The organism is Streptomyces sp. NPDC045846, from assembly GCF_056431605.1.
Map to the genome: position 1 here is coordinate 272,778 of NZ_JBWKKJ010000006.1, position 13,503 is coordinate 286,280.

Here is a 13,503-nt window from a genome sequence, read left to right on the forward strand (position 1 = left end):
GCTGGGCTCTCCGGGCTGTGCCTGAAGGAGGGCGCATGCCGTTCATCCGTAAGGACAAGGCCGGATCATGCCCTGGCCACAGCTGGGAGCACGACGGCGACGTCGTCGAGGTCGACGACGTCGACCTGGTGGCCGAACTGCTCGCGATCCCCGGATTCTCCGAGGTCGCCCCCGAGCCCGAACCTGAGCAGCAGGCGGCCGAGGACGACAAGGAACCGACCGGCAGTCAGAAGCCGGACGCCGAGGAGACCCCTGCGGCCCCGGCCAAGCGAGGCCGCCCCCGCAAGACCCAGACCGAGACCAGCGAGTGACCGGCCCGCTCACCTCCCCGCATCCGACCTGGAGGTGAGCGATGCCGCAGGATCTGGTCACCCCGCTGGCTACGGTCGCCGGCTTCAACGAGGGGCCGTTCGCGAACCTGGTGTCCGGCTACAGCACCCAGGCCGTGACGAACCTGATGCTGCAGGCGACCCGTGCCTGCGAGTCGGCCTGCGACCGACGGCTGGCGCCGTTCGCCGGCGTCAAGGAGTCGCAGCGTGCGGACGCGATGGACATTGAGGACGCGATGGACGCCTACGTCCCCCTCGACCCGACGTCGCAACTCGGCTTCTCCCGCGCCCAGTCCCTCGGCTCGACGCTGCTGACCCGGCACTTCTGGGTCCGCGAGCACCCGCCGCGCTATCCGGAGCTGTGGACGGGCAGCATCAGCACGATCAGCCTGCTGCGGTCCTACTCCGGCACGCAGGCGCTGAGCGTGTCCACGGTGCAGTACGAGACCGACACCGGGCACGTCCGCTTCCAGTTGGGGACGTTCGTACCACCGGGCACAACGATCGTCGTCACGTACTCCGGCGGATACAGCACGGTTCCCGCCGACCTCGTGCAGGCGTGTCAGTACATGGCCGCGTCGATGGCGGTGAAGCAGCTCGACCCTGTCGACGGCCACTCCGGGCATGATCCGGACGCGCTCAGGTCGGACGCGCTGGAGATGCTCGCCCCGTACACCCGGCGCTGACCGTGGCCCGCCGTAAGCGGGTGGTGTCGGCCGCGACCCGGGCGAAACTCTCGGCCCGCATGAAGGGCAAGAAGCACCCGCACAAGGGCCACAAGATCTCGACAGCGGCACGCGCCAAGATCGCCCGCGCTCTCAGGGGCAAGCACCCCCGCCATAAGGGACACCGCCTGTCGGCGGCCACCCGAGCGAAGATCTCCACCAAGCTCAGGGGCCGCCACCACAAGGGCCATCGCCTGTCCGCCGCGACTCGGGCGAAGATCTCCGCCCGGCTGAAGGGGCACCACCGCAGCACCCTCGCCGGCCACCAGGCCAAGGCGCACCCCCGGGTCGTCGCGCACAAGACGGCTGCGACGCATCGCAGCACGGGCGGCAAGTCCCGCAGCCGTCACGGCAAGCAGCATCGCGTCAATCGCATGGCGACCCACTTCGGGCTGCGCCGCAAGCATGTCCGTACCACCCGGTTCGGCCTCAAGCACCACTGCGGAACGCACTTCGGCCGCCACCACGTGAAGAAGTCGAAGCGCATCCGCATCCGGCGCCGCAGGAGGTGAGCGTGGCGACTTCCGATGCTGTTGACCGTGAGGTCGCCTGGCTCACCACGGCCGGCGACGGCCTGCCGGCCCTGCTCGCGACAGCGGGCGGCCCGTGGGCCAACGTTCAGGCCTACCAGCCTCGCACTCCCGGCAAGCGCTCCTCGAACGTCTTCGTCCTCAGGCGGCAGATCCACGAGAAGCGCTTCGCGCACGTCCGCAGGATGCCCACCTACGAGTTCGCCCTCAAGCTGATCTGGCCCCTGTCGTCGGGCCAGGGCAGCGCAGAGGATGACCAGCGGGCGTTCGACGCGGCCGTCGACCTCCTGCTGACCCGCATCGGCGGGTTCACCGGCGACAAATCGCATGGCGGCCGGTTCCTGTCCGTCGCCGAGAATCCCGAGTACGTCACGGTCCGATTCACCGACCCGGAGCAGACGCTCGGCATCGCCGAATTCCACGGCGAGGTCACGTACTTCGCCGACGACACCGAGATCACCGGCTGATCCTTCCCTTCCGGCCCCTGCTGCTGCGGGGGCCTTCTGCATGCCCGGAGGCCCCCGTGCTCCAGCGCAGTACCCACGAGGCCGCGGTGGACGTCCCGGACATCCCGGCGACCGTCCAGCCCGGCGACACCGTCGACTGGCCCCACCCGATCGCCGGATTCGAACCCGTCGAGGACGAGGCGCCGAAGACCGCCCGCAAGAAGGCCACGTCCGCCGAGGCGGCGTCCACCGGTGAGGAGCCGCAGAAGTGACCGCAATCTCAAGGCTCGCGACGATTGGCCTCGCGAAGGAGGTCACCCCCGGCACGTGGTTGGCGCCGACGGTCGGCATCCCCTTCACCAAGGGCGACATGGAGGATATGTTCACCGAGATCAAGGACGAGTCCGTCCGGGGCAACGACACGATCCTGCAGGGCATGTATCAGGGCGTCGTCCACGCCGAGTGGAACCTCGACGTGATGGCCTACCCGGACCTTCTCGGGCATTTCCTGGCGGGGATCATCGGCCCGGACACGGTGACGCCCGGGGTGTCCACCACGCTGTCGGCATCCACGACCGTCGGTGCGACGTCGATCTCGACAGTGGCCAGCATCCCGCTGGGCACGACCATCGCGATCGACACCGCCGGAAACCTTGAGTACGCGACCACCGGCACGCCGTCAGGGTCGGGCCCGTACACGATTCCGATCGCGTCCCCGGCGGGCGGCCTCACGAAGGCGCACTCCTCATCGGTCACGGTGGTCGGGCAGACGACGCACGCGTTCAAGCAGTCCGCCAGCGCGCTGCCGACGTACAGCCTGACCCTGTACGACACGACACAGACGCTGTCGTGCTCGTACTGCCGCCTCTCCGATCTCCAGTTGAAGATCGACCCGAAGGGTGCGGTCACCGCGAGCGTCAAGTACATGTCGTTCCCGTCCGTCACGCAGACCACCCAGTCCGAGACGTTCTCGACGTATGACCCGCTGCTCGGCTGGTCCTGGACCATGACCAACGGCGGTGCCAGCTCGACGCGCGGCCTGACCTTTGACGCGACCGTCAAGCGCGCCACCGAAGCCATCGCTTCCAGCGATGGGACGCAGACGCCGCGCGAGGTGTTCGCCGGGCCGATCGAGGTCGACGGCACCTACAAGGCCATCTTCGAGAACCAGCTCGACATGGCGCTGTACATCAACTACACGCAGACCGCGTGCACCGCCGCGCTCGCACAGCCCGTCGCCCGCGGCGGCCAGTCCCTGTCGCTGACCATGTCCAAGAGTGGCTGGTTCAAGGGCAAGCGCGACCTCAGCCAGCCCTACGTGCAGGCCGACTTCAGCCTCTCGGGGATCTACAACACCACCGACGGCGGGGCCATGCAGGCGACCCTTCGCAACTTCCAAAGTTCGGCGTATTGACCTACTCCCCGGCCGGGCTGCGCGTGAGGGCGTCGCGCCCGGCCGGGGATCACGCCCTCAACGCCCTCTGCGAGGAGAACCACCGTGCCCGGCTACGCCAACCGCACGATCATGCTGCCCTTCCCGGATCTCACCGAGGAAGGCGACGAACCGATCCACGTCGTCATCAAGAACCCCCGCATGGTGCCCGTCCAGGAACTCCAGCCCCCGGACACCCCGCCCCGCGAGGACGGCAGCCAGGACGAAATGGAGACCTTCAAGGCCGGATGTGCCGTCATAGCCCGCCTCGTCAAGGCCTGGCACGTCTACGACGCGTCCGACGACTCCGACGACCAGGCGCCGCTGCCGCTGCCCGCGACCGCCGAACTCGTAGCCAAGCTCCCGCTGGAGATCCAGCAGCGGATCGGCGAGGAGATCCAGGCGGTCCGCAACCCGGGGAACTAGGGCTGGACGACCCGTACCTCAACGATGTGATCTGGCCTGCCGAATCCATCTACGAGGGCACATGGTCGTCCGGCCCGGCTCCGGAAGAGGTCGTCGATTTCGAAATCATGCGGGAAATGGGCTGGTCTTGGCGGGACTTGGAAGCCACCCCGATCTATGTACGCCGCTACGTGTGGGACCTGATCCTCGCGCGACGCCAGGCCGAACAGGCATCACGAGACCGGTGAAACGGGGGCCGCAGTGTTCCAGGTGACCGGTGTCGCACAGCTGCGGACGGCCCTGCGGGAGATGGAACTGCGGATCCAGGCGGCCACCCCCCGCGTCGTGGAGACCGGCGCGAGGCTCCTCGAAGGCAAGACGAAGGCGAACCTGTCGCGCACCTCGCACCAGCGCGGCACGCCTACCCCGTCCCGTCCTGGCGAGCCCCCCGCGTTGATCAGCGGCCGTTTGCGGTCCAGCGTGACCTCGACGGTGCCCGTCCGGGCGGGCGACATGTGGGTCTCGCGCATCGGACCCACGACGGTGTACGCGCGGATCCAGGAGCTCGGCGGCCTGGCCGGGCGGAATCATGCCAGCCGCCTGCCTGCGCGCCCGTACCTGAAACCCGCGGCCATGGCGCTGGTGCACGACACCGCGTTCCGGCAGGCGGTCGCACAGATATGGGGCCGCGCCATCCGGTGATGGTCCAGCACCTCCCCACGCCGGATCCGGGGCGGTAGTCTCCCGGCCCATGAACGCGCCACCGCCGCCGGGCCAACTGCCGCTCACCGTCAAAGGATCTCGCGGGCATGTGACGTTCGACGGCTGGACCGTCACCGTCCGGCACACGGGGCTCGGCAACCGCCGCACGGTGTCCGTCCCGCTCGACCAGCTGTCCGGCGTGGAGCTCAGGCCCGCATCCGGCATGGGCTCCGGCATGTTCACACTGCTCACGGCCGGGACGCTCGCCCCGCAGCGCCGCGTCCGCGTCAACAAGAACCCCCTGTCGCTGTGGGTCCTGCCCGGCCAGTCGCAGCGGTTCGCGTACCTGCGTGACACTTTGCTGTTCGCGATCCAGGCCCGGCACACGCCGATGCCTCAGAACCTGCACCAGCCGCCGTCGCTGGCAGGCGAGCTGACACGACTCGCTGATCTCGTACAGCGTGGCCTGATGAGCCCGGCAGAGTACGAGCAGGCCAAGGCACGCCTCTTGGGCGGCCCTTCGTAGTGATCTGATCCCCACGGCCACCGCGCCCCCTACCCCCTGGGAGGTGCGGTGGCCGAGTCGTTCCTGCCCCCGGTCATCGTCGAACTCGGCGCGAAAGACACCGGGGCCCTCAAGACGGTCACATCGCTGGGCACCGCCCTGGCCCGGCTTCCCGAGCCTGCCCAGGCCGCCGCCGACGCCTTCAAGATCGTGCTGGATGCGGCGATCCGGATGGGCGACGGCATCGCCGAGCCGATGGACGTGGCCAAGACCGCGATACGCTCCGTCGCCACCGCGCTGCGCGCCCTGACCAAAGCCGCCACGGGCCTGGACGAGTCCGGCACCAAAGCCCTGGACGGCGTCACCGCCTCGGCGGAAAAAATGGCCACCGGCGTCACCGCCGCGGCCGACGAGGCCAAGGTCGCGGTCGCCGGGCTCGGCGCCGAGTTCAGGACGGCCGCCGCCGGCGCAGCCATCGCGGCCAAAGATACGACGGCGGCGGCGGAGGAGAGCGCCCTCGCCTCGAAGACCGCAGGGGATGCGGCGGCGACATCGGCGGCCAAGTCGAGTACGGCCCTTGAGGGCACTGCCGCCGGACTGCACAAGTACGCCCTGGGTCTCGCAGCGGCGGGCTTCGGTGTGTTCGAGGCAATCAAGGGTGCCTCGAAATTCAACACGGAGATGACCAAGCTCAATACGCAGGCCAACGTCTCCCAGGGGGAGATGAAGTCCCTGGCCAACGGCGTCCTTGGGCTGGCGGGCCAGGTCGGGTTCTCGCCGGACTCGCTGGCCGAGGCTCTCTTCCACGTTGAGTCGTCGTTCGCCTCGACCGGGATCACCGGCCAGAAGGCGATGGAGATCCTGAAGACGGCCGCCGAGGGCGCGAAGATCGGTGGGGCGAATCTCGTCGACGTGCAGAACGCCCTTGATGCTGCCGTCGCCTCCGGCATCCCCGGCGTCGAAAATTTCAGCCAGGCGATGGGCCAGCTCAACGCGATCGTCGGCTCCGGCGACATGAAGATGGAGGACTTGGCCAAAGCGCTCGGCACGGGTGTCCTTGCCGTCGTCAAGGGCTACGGCCTTTCCCTCAAGGACGTCGGCGCCGCACTGGCCACGTTCGGCGACAACAACATCCGCGGCGCGATTGCCGCGACCGACCTCCGCGTGGCCGTGCAATCCCTGGCCGTCCCCGCCAAGGGCGGTATCAAGCTCCTCGAACAGTGGGGATACACGCAGCACACGCTGGCCGACGACATGCAAAAGGGCGGCCTCGGCCTGGCGCTGAACCACTTGCAGGACATGTTCAAGAAGGCCGGGATCACCGCCACCGAGCAGGGCGGTGTCATCACCCAGATGTTCGGCAAGAAGGCCGGTTCCGGTCTCGCCGTGCTGATGGGTCAGCTGGACCGCTACAACTCGAAATACCCCGAACTCACCAAGTCCGCGAACACTTTTGGTGATGCCTGGCAGACCACCTCCCACAACATCGGGACGGCCTGGGACGGGCTGAAGTCGGGGATGGAGTCCCTCGGGATCCGGATCGGTGAAAAGCTGCTGCCGCCGCTGACGAAGGTCCTGGGCTGGATCCGGGACGGGGTCTCGTGGATCACCCAGCACAAGTTGGCAATGGAGGCGCTGGCGGCCATCATCGGCGGCGCACTGGTGGCTGCGGTGTGGGGCGTGGTGGTGGCACTGGTTGCCGCCACTTCGGCGATCGATCCCGTGTTCTTGGCGATCACAGCGATCGCGGCTGTAGTGATCTACGCCTACACGCATTTCAAGATCTTCCGGGAGATCGTCCACGCCATCGGCCGCGTCCTGAAGGACATATTCGAGGTGGCGCTCAAGGCTGCGGGTGCGGTGATCCACTGGTTTGCAACGACCGTACTGCCCCCGCTGCGGCGGGCGGTGCAACTGGTGATCGACTGGTTTGTCGCCCACAAGCAGGACTTCATCAACGCGTGGAACTCCATGGTTCACGGCGTCCACAAGGTCGTCCAGTGGTTCCAGGACAATGTGATCACGTGGATCCGGGCGCGGATCGCCGACCTCGTCACCTGGTGGCACTCCCACTCCGATGAGATCAAGCAGGTCTGGAACGTCCTGTTCGTCGGGATGCGGATCGCCGTGCGGGCATGGTGGGCCGACGTCAAGATCGTCCTCGGGTTTCTGGCCGGCTTCTGGAAGCTGGTCTGGGACCTCCTGCGGGACACCGTGATCGTGGCGTGGCGGCTGATCTCAGGCATCGTCACCACCGGCCTGCACCTGCTGATGAATATCTTCGGGATCATCCTCGACCTGATCACCGGCCACTGGTCGAAAGCCTGGCACGACCTGCTCCACCTGGCGTCCCAGGCCCTCCACGACATCACCGGCACGATCACGTCGGTGGCCAGCGGCTTCGGGGACCTCCTCTATAACGCCGGACAGAACATCATCCAGGGCCTGATCAACGGCATCCGGTCGATGGTCGGCTCCGTAGGGGGCGCCATCGGCGGCATCGTCAGCGACATCAAGGCCTACCTCCCCTGGTCCCCGGCCAAGAAGGGCCCCTTGTCGGGTTCCGGCGCACCGGAAATCGGCGGCCGGAACATCACGAAACTCCTCGCCAAGGGCATCGACGGCGGCACCGGCGACGTCGAGGCCGCCATGGGACGGATCACCGGCAAAGCCCGCGCAAGCCTGGCCGTCGGCGTCTCCGGCGGCCTCGGCGGCTCCCTGTCCACCGCCGGCCTCGCCCTCGCCGGCGCGGGCAGCACAGGGGCAGCACCCACGGTCGTGATCAACCTGACGGTGCAGGGCTCCGTCCTGGCGGAGAACGACCTGCGCGACACCGTCCAGAGGGCGTTCCTGCAGATGGCGGGCCGCAACTCGCAGACCTGGCAGGCCTTCCACCGATAGCCGAGGAGGTGCCCTGAGTGGCGATCAATCCGAACTGGCCGATCATCGAGGACGCCTGGGGCCCGTACTGGACCGCGACCGCGACTGCGCCCTGGGACCGGTACGTCGAGCTCACCCCGGGCACGCGAGGACGTGTCGGCATTCAGCGGGGCCGTCAGTACGAGCTCGACCAGGTCCGCGCGGGCGAGCTGTCGACCACGGTCAGGAACGGCGACGGCAGCCTGGACCCGCTCAACAGCAGCGGCCCGTACTACGGCCACATCGCCCCCTACCAGCCGTGGCGCAAGCGGGCCATGTGGCCGCCGTCGGTAAACCTGCTCTCCCAGGTGATGGCCACGGGCGGTGACCTCGGCGGGTACGCCATCGGGGCCAACCTGTACGGCGCCGATGTGTTCAGCCAGACCGACCCGGGGAACGCGCCGACCATCACCGCCTCGGCCACGGCATGGCAGGGTGCCACCGTCCTCCAGGCGTCCGTGCCCTCGGGCACGGGCTCCCCGGTGATGATCTGCTACACCCTTCAGCCTGCGGCCCTGCCGGGCCAGACCTACACGGTGCAGATGCAGGTCAGGAACGTCACCGCATCCACGTCGCTCCAGGTCCAGCCCTTCATCACGTGGTGGGCTCTTGGCGGCGGCACCTTCAGCCCCTCCATCGGCACGACAGTGACGCTCACCGGGTCCCCGACGGCCGCGTGGACGCAGATCACCGTGACCGGCACATGCCCCGCGAACGCCGCCGGGGTCTACCTCGGCGTGCAGACCGCGGCATCGGCTGCGGCAACCTGCGCGGTGCAGGTCGACGGCTGGCAGCTGGAAAAAGGCTCCAGCGCCTCGACGTGGGTGTCCCCGGGCGTTTGGTACCCGATGTTCCAGGGCTACACGGAGCGCCTGCCCTCGCTGTGGTCGTTCAACGGGACCTACGGCACGGTCGCGCCGACCGCTGTCGACGCGTTCGCCCTGCTGTCGCAGAGGCAGCTGTCGGACCCGCTCACCCAGGAGATCAACAGCCACTCGCCCGCATTCCTGTTCAAGCTGGACGACCCCCAGGGCAGCATCGGCGCGAGTGACGCCACCGGCAACAACCCACAGGCCAAGATCGCCGTCTCCAAGTACGGGTCCGGATCGCTGGCGTTCGGCACACAGATCACCGCCGCCAACCCGACGACCGGCATCTACACGGGCAGCTCGGGCAGCGTCGTCACGATCAACAACCCCAACCCCGGCACCAACCTCATCTCCGGGGCCACCTATCTGAAACTGACCTCCGCAGGCATCGTCGGGCCCGCGAATCCCGCTCAGTGGATCCGCATGCTCGCCTTCCGCTACACCGGCCCCGCCATCACCAGCGGCGTCTACCTGTGGTCATGCATGGATGGCCAGCGCTCCGGTGGCACTCCGTCGGGCTCCAAAATCTTCCTCTACCTCGACACCACCGGTCTGCCGATCATCTGGATCCAGGGCCCGGGCGGTGCGGGAGGGGCATACACGTTCGGCGGAGCCACCAACTGCGTTGACGGCAACTGGCATTTGCTGATCTTCGGATACAACCAGACCACGCAGCAGGTGCTCGCGTCGCAGGACGGAGCGGTTGCTGCGTTCTACGGCTCCATCCCCACCACCTACACCCCCACCGGCCTGATCAGCGACAGCCTGGGTGGCTTCGTCGACGCCACCAACGGCGGCGGCACCATTCTGAATTTCCAGGGCGACATCTCGTTCGCCGCCGAATTCCCCGACTGGAACGGCATCGCCGGATCCAGCGGGGCCGGAATCGCCAACATGTACAACGCGTGGAAGAGCGCGTTCGCGGGGGACTCGTCGGACACCCGTTACAAGCGCATCCTCGGCTACGCGGGCTGGACGGCGGCCACGTCGATCCAAACGGGCGTCACAACCTCGATGGGCCCGGCGGAGTTCGGCGGCCAGGACGCCGTATCGGCGCTCCAGGCAGTCGTCGACACCGAGAACGGCGCCCACTTCGTCGACCGCTCCGGCGCGATCAACTTCAAGGCCAGGTCCGCCCGCTACAACTCGCTGACCCCCATGTATGTGTTCGGTGAGAACACGGCGGGCGGCGAGTTCCCTTACGAGGACTGCCAGCTCGACTACGACCCGACGCGCCTGGCCAACCAGGTCACCGTCACCCAGCAGACCCCCAACCAGCAGTTCGCGGCCCAGGACGCGACGTCGATCACGCAGTACTTCCCCCGCACCCTGACCCGCACCGTCAACTCCAGCTCGGCGGCCGAGTGCCAGGATGCCGCGGACTATCTGCTGTCCCGGTACAAGCAGCCTGCTGTCCGCGTGAGCGCACTCAAGTTCCATCCGTCGGCGAACCCGAGCCTGTGGCCGGTGCTGCTCGGCCTCGAACTCGGCACCCGGATACGGGTGATGCGCCGGCCGCCTGCACCGGCCGCGCCCATTCAGATCGAGTGCTTCGTCGAGGCGATCCAGTGGGACATGGATGACAAGGCCGAGGCGTTCTGCACACTCCAGTGCAGCCCCGTCGACCTCACCCCCTACGGCCTGCTCGCGGCTTGGCACACGACGCTGAAGACCACGATCGCCAGCGGCGTCACGAGCATCACGGTCAACAACTCGGCGGACAACACCAACCCGCTGGCCACCCAGCTTGCCGCCGGAACGCAGGTCGTCCTCGGGCAGAACACCGCCAACCAGGAGACGGTGACGATCTCGGCGGTGGGGGCCACATCGACGGGCTGGACGAGCGCAGTCATCACGCTCACGGCTCCGACCACCAAAGCCCACACGGCAGGCGACCTGATCAACGAGGTGCTGCCTGCCGGAGTCGCGGACCCCACCACCTGGGACGCCTCCAGCAAATTCGACTCTGCCGCGTTCGCCTACTGAGGGGAGGGCCGATGGCCCGCACCGTACCGTCGCCTCCCACCGAGGCCCCCGGCAACTACTGGACCAGTGCCCTGTTCAACGCGCAGGTCAGGGACTTGAACAACTTCACGCTGGCGGTGCCGGTCTTCCGCGGGTACCAGGCATCCTCGCAGTCCGTCGCCAACGCGACCTGGGTGTCCGTCGCAATCGACACGGAGACCCTCGACTCCGACGGCGGCCACAGCAACGTCACCAACAACAGCCGCTACACGCCGACCGTCGCTGGAACCTACTGCGTGATCGGCACCGCCGCTTTCGCCGGTTCGGCGACAACCCAGCGCGCCGCCCGACTGACCATGAACGGCGCCACGTCCATCGGCGCGGCCGTCGCCGGCGGCTCGGGCGCGTCCTGGTGGTGCGCCACGACGATCGACTTCTTCGTCATGAACGGCACCACCGACTACGTCGAGCTCCAGGCCCGCCAGGACTCCGGCGGCACGCTGAGCACCTACACCGGCACGGACTTCAACAGCGCACTCAGGGTCTTCTGGCTGTCTCGCTGACCTTCCCTATCGCCCTCACCCGCCACCGTGCGGGCCTTCGCCATGCCCTGGAGGGTCCATGACGCACATCGAACTCATCCCCGCCGCAGGCCGGTTCGGTCGGCACGTCGAGCACGACCCGCGGTCGCTGGATCACGCACACGGCGTGCTGCCGGAGACCGCCATCAAGTCCGTGTCCTGGGTCCGGCGCGCCCCTATTTTGGATCAGGGCCAGCTCGGGTCATGCACCGCCAACGCAGGCACGGGCCTGCTGGTCACGGACAGCTCGGTGCGGCCGGGCCTTACGTCGGTGACGATCTCGACGACAGCCGCCCGCGCGTCCCACGGGATCTTCGGCCCGGGCGTGTACGCACCGGACGAGGACTTCGCGGTCCGCCTGTACTCCCTGGCGACGCTCCTTGACTCGATTCCCGGGCACTACCCGCCGACCGACACCGGCAGCTCCGGCCTCGGCGTCGCCAAGGCACTCAAGGCGCTCGGGCTCGCCACCGGCTACAGCCATGCGTTCTCGCTCGCCGCGCTCACCTCGGCGCTCCAGCACGGCCCGGTGATGATCGGCATCGTCTGGCTGGAGTCGATGGAAAGCCCGGACGGCGACGGGCGACTCGTCGTCGACCAGTCCTCCGGCGTGGCGGGCGGCCACGAGGTGGAGATCGCCCAGTACGACGCCGCGACCGGCGACTACTGGATCACCAACTCGTGGGGCAGCGACTGGGGCATCAACGGACGCGCCTACCTCACCACCCCCGACCTGCGCTGGCTGCTGTCCCAGCAAGGCGACGTTACCGTGCCCGCCTGGACCACCGCGACGGCGGCCTGACATGGGGATCTACGGCCAGGACTGGGCCTCCTACCAGCCCGCCCAACCCGACACGAGCGGCCTGTCGTTCGCCTTCGTCAAGGTCACCGAGGGCCTGTCGTACATCAACCCGGTTTGGCACACGCAGAGGGACCACGCCAAGGCCAACGGGCTCGTCTGGGGCGGCTACGCGTATCCGCACATGGGCAACTCCCCGCAGGCCGAGGCGGACTTCTTCCTCTCCCAGGTCAACTGGCAACCAGGCGACCTGGTCGTTCTCGACTGGGAGGGCTACGACGACGCCAACGCCAACGTGCCAAAGAGCGCCCAGGCCGCATACAAGGACGCCTGGCTGCGGTACGTGAAGGGCCGCCTCCCGCACAACCCGGTGGGGATGTACGCCAACACCGACTACTGGCGCAACGTCGACACGAGCGGCTACTACGGCGACTTCCTGTGGATCGCCACCGCCGGACAGACCGCCGGGAGCCCCGGCATCCAGGCCCCGTGGCTGTTCCACCAGTACAGCGACAACGGCGTCGACCGCGACTACTGCCACCTCTCCAGCACCGCCGAACTCCGCGACTGGGCCCTGTCGTTCCAGCCCGGCCCGGCCCCAGCTCCCACGCCCTCTCAGGAGACCGACATGCCCCAATGGATCACAGGCCGGGTCGACACCGGCACCCAGCCCACCGTCGTCCTGCTCCCGCACGGCTCCGCTTGGTCGTCGTACAACCGGCGCCTGCACCTCGGCATGGACCAGATCAGCGACAAGCCCGTCAAGGGCTCGGTCCGCGTCGCCCTCCACAACGGCACTGTCTGGCACGGCATCAAGGACGTCGCCCTCGACGCGGGCGCCGGGGTCGTCGACGTCGACATCACGGCCCCCGACGTGAAGCTCTCCCTGCAGACCGACGCCGCTGGCGTCTCCTACTCGATTGAGGTGTGGTGACCATGAAGATCTTCGGAAGAGAACCGGCTCTGGTTCTCGGGCTCGTCGCTGCCGCAGTCAAGCTGATCAGTGCGTTCTGGATTCACACGACCGTGGAGCAGCAGGCCACGGTCAACACGGTCGCCGCCGCAGCGGTCGCGGTCATCATCGCCTTCGAGGTCCATGACGGGATCGGCGCAGCCCTCCTTGGGCTGATCCAGGCTGGGATGGCTGCCGCCGTCGGCTTCGGCCTCCACTGGTCGGCCGACACCCAGGCAATCGTGTTCAGCTTCGCCACCGCGCTCGTCGCCGCTTTCACCCGCACCCAGGTCACCGCCAGGGTCCCGGCCGCAGCGATCAGCCGGCCGACCGCTGTTTGATCG

Annotated in this window: 16 protein-coding genes; all 16 read left to right on the forward strand. The window is 68.1% G+C overall.

Annotated features, from left to right (window positions below; all coding sequences use genetic code 11):
- Positions 1-35: 35 nt before the first annotated feature.
- The 16 genes from AC07F3_RS19035 to AC07F3_RS19110 all read left to right on the forward strand — a co-directional run bounded on the left by AC07F3_RS19035 (position 36) and on the right by AC07F3_RS19110 (position 13,500).
- Positions 36-311 carry a hypothetical protein gene (locus AC07F3_RS19035; protein WP_479115484.1) on the forward strand — a complete coding sequence of 92 codons (276 nt, stop codon included), beginning with the start codon at positions 36-38 and terminating at the stop codon, positions 309-311.
- A gap of 41 nt (positions 312-352) precedes the next feature.
- Entirely contained in the window at positions 353-1,015 is a 663-nt protein-coding gene (locus tag AC07F3_RS19040) for a hypothetical protein (RefSeq protein ID WP_479115485.1), read from the forward strand.
- A gap of 2 nt (positions 1,016-1,017) precedes the next feature.
- The gene (locus AC07F3_RS19045) at positions 1,018-1,566 is read left to right on the forward strand and encodes an NUMOD3 domain-containing DNA-binding protein (protein WP_479115487.1); all 549 of its coding nucleotides are present in this window, start codon (positions 1,018-1,020) and stop codon (positions 1,564-1,566) included.
- Between the two features lie 2 nt (positions 1,567-1,568).
- Positions 1,569-2,051 carry a hypothetical protein gene (locus AC07F3_RS19050; protein ID WP_479115489.1) on the forward strand — a complete coding sequence of 161 codons (483 nt, stop codon included), beginning with the start codon at positions 1,569-1,571 and terminating at the stop codon, positions 2,049-2,051.
- Between the two features lie 56 nt (positions 2,052-2,107).
- Positions 2,108-2,302, forward strand: coding sequence for a hypothetical protein (locus AC07F3_RS19055; protein WP_479115491.1), 195 nt, complete (start codon positions 2,108-2,110; stop codon positions 2,300-2,302).
- The gene (locus tag AC07F3_RS19060) at positions 2,299-3,444 is read left to right on the forward strand and encodes a phage tail tube protein (RefSeq protein WP_479115493.1); all 1,146 of its coding nucleotides are present in this window, start codon (positions 2,299-2,301) and stop codon (positions 3,442-3,444) included. The genes AC07F3_RS19055 and AC07F3_RS19060 overlap by 4 nt, the downstream gene beginning before the upstream one ends.
- Positions 3,445-3,528: 84 nt before the next feature.
- A complete protein-coding gene (locus AC07F3_RS19065) occupies positions 3,529-3,888 on the forward strand; it encodes a hypothetical protein (protein ID WP_479115495.1) in 360 nt (119 codons plus the stop codon).
- Positions 3,889-3,914: 26 nt separating this feature from the next.
- Entirely contained in the window at positions 3,915-4,115 is a 201-nt protein-coding gene (locus AC07F3_RS19070) for a hypothetical protein (RefSeq protein ID WP_366342463.1), read from the forward strand.
- A 22-nt stretch (positions 4,116-4,137) separates the two neighbouring features.
- Positions 4,138-4,569, forward strand: a complete 432-nt coding sequence (locus tag AC07F3_RS19075; RefSeq protein ID WP_479115497.1) for a hypothetical protein — start codon at positions 4,138-4,140, stop codon at positions 4,567-4,569.
- A 49-nt stretch (positions 4,570-4,618) separates the two neighbouring features.
- Positions 4,619-5,095, forward strand: a complete 477-nt coding sequence (locus AC07F3_RS19080) for an SHOCT domain-containing protein (protein ID WP_479115499.1) — start codon at positions 4,619-4,621, stop codon at positions 5,093-5,095.
- Positions 5,096-5,143: 48 nt separating this feature from the next.
- A complete protein-coding gene (locus AC07F3_RS19085) occupies positions 5,144-7,975 on the forward strand; it encodes a phage tail tape measure protein (RefSeq protein ID WP_479115501.1) in 2,832 nt (943 codons plus the stop codon).
- Positions 7,976-7,992: 17 nt separating this feature from the next.
- Positions 7,993-10,848, forward strand: coding sequence for a hypothetical protein (locus AC07F3_RS19090; RefSeq protein WP_479115503.1), 2,856 nt, complete (start codon positions 7,993-7,995; stop codon positions 10,846-10,848).
- Positions 10,849-10,859: 11 nt separating this feature from the next.
- Positions 10,860-11,390: a hypothetical protein gene (locus tag AC07F3_RS19095; RefSeq protein ID WP_479115505.1), complete on the forward strand. Its 531-nt coding sequence runs from the start codon at positions 10,860-10,862 to the stop codon at positions 11,388-11,390.
- Positions 11,391-11,448: 58 nt separating this feature from the next.
- Positions 11,449-12,210, forward strand: coding sequence for a C1 family peptidase (locus AC07F3_RS19100; RefSeq protein WP_479115507.1), 762 nt, complete (start codon positions 11,449-11,451; stop codon positions 12,208-12,210).
- Position 12,211: 1 nt separating this feature from the next.
- Positions 12,212-13,141 (forward strand): GH25 family lysozyme, encoded by a 930-nt coding sequence (locus AC07F3_RS19105; protein ID WP_479115508.1) that lies wholly within the window; start codon positions 12,212-12,214, stop codon positions 13,139-13,141.
- Between the two features lie 2 nt (positions 13,142-13,143).
- On the forward strand, positions 13,144-13,500 hold the full coding sequence (locus tag AC07F3_RS19110; protein ID WP_479115510.1) for a hypothetical protein: 357 nt from the start codon (positions 13,144-13,146) through the stop codon (positions 13,498-13,500).
- The last annotated feature ends 3 nt before the right edge of the window (positions 13,501-13,503 follow it).

What these genes read in the sequence shown, in the direction of transcription:
- AC07F3_RS19100 (WP_479115507.1), top strand. Translation starts at nt 11,449, where the DNA reads ATGACGCACATCGAACTCATCCCCGCCGCAGGCCGGTTCGGTCGGCAC.
- AC07F3_RS19040 (WP_479115485.1), top strand. Translation starts at nt 353, where the DNA reads ATGCCGCAGGATCTGGTCACCCCGCTGGCTACGGTCGCCGGCTTCAAC.
- AC07F3_RS19105 (WP_479115508.1), top strand. Translation starts at nt 12,212, where the DNA reads ATGGGGATCTACGGCCAGGACTGGGCCTCCTACCAGCCCGCCCAACCC.
- AC07F3_RS19080 (WP_479115499.1), top strand. Translation starts at nt 4,619, where the DNA reads ATGAACGCGCCACCGCCGCCGGGCCAACTGCCGCTCACCGTCAAAGGA.
- AC07F3_RS19095 (WP_479115505.1), top strand. Translation starts at nt 10,860, where the DNA reads ATGGCCCGCACCGTACCGTCGCCTCCCACCGAGGCCCCCGGCAACTAC.
- AC07F3_RS19035 (WP_479115484.1), top strand. Translation starts at nt 36, where the DNA reads ATGCCGTTCATCCGTAAGGACAAGGCCGGATCATGCCCTGGCCACAGC.
- AC07F3_RS19110 (WP_479115510.1), top strand. Translation starts at nt 13,144, where the DNA reads ATGAAGATCTTCGGAAGAGAACCGGCTCTGGTTCTCGGGCTCGTCGCT.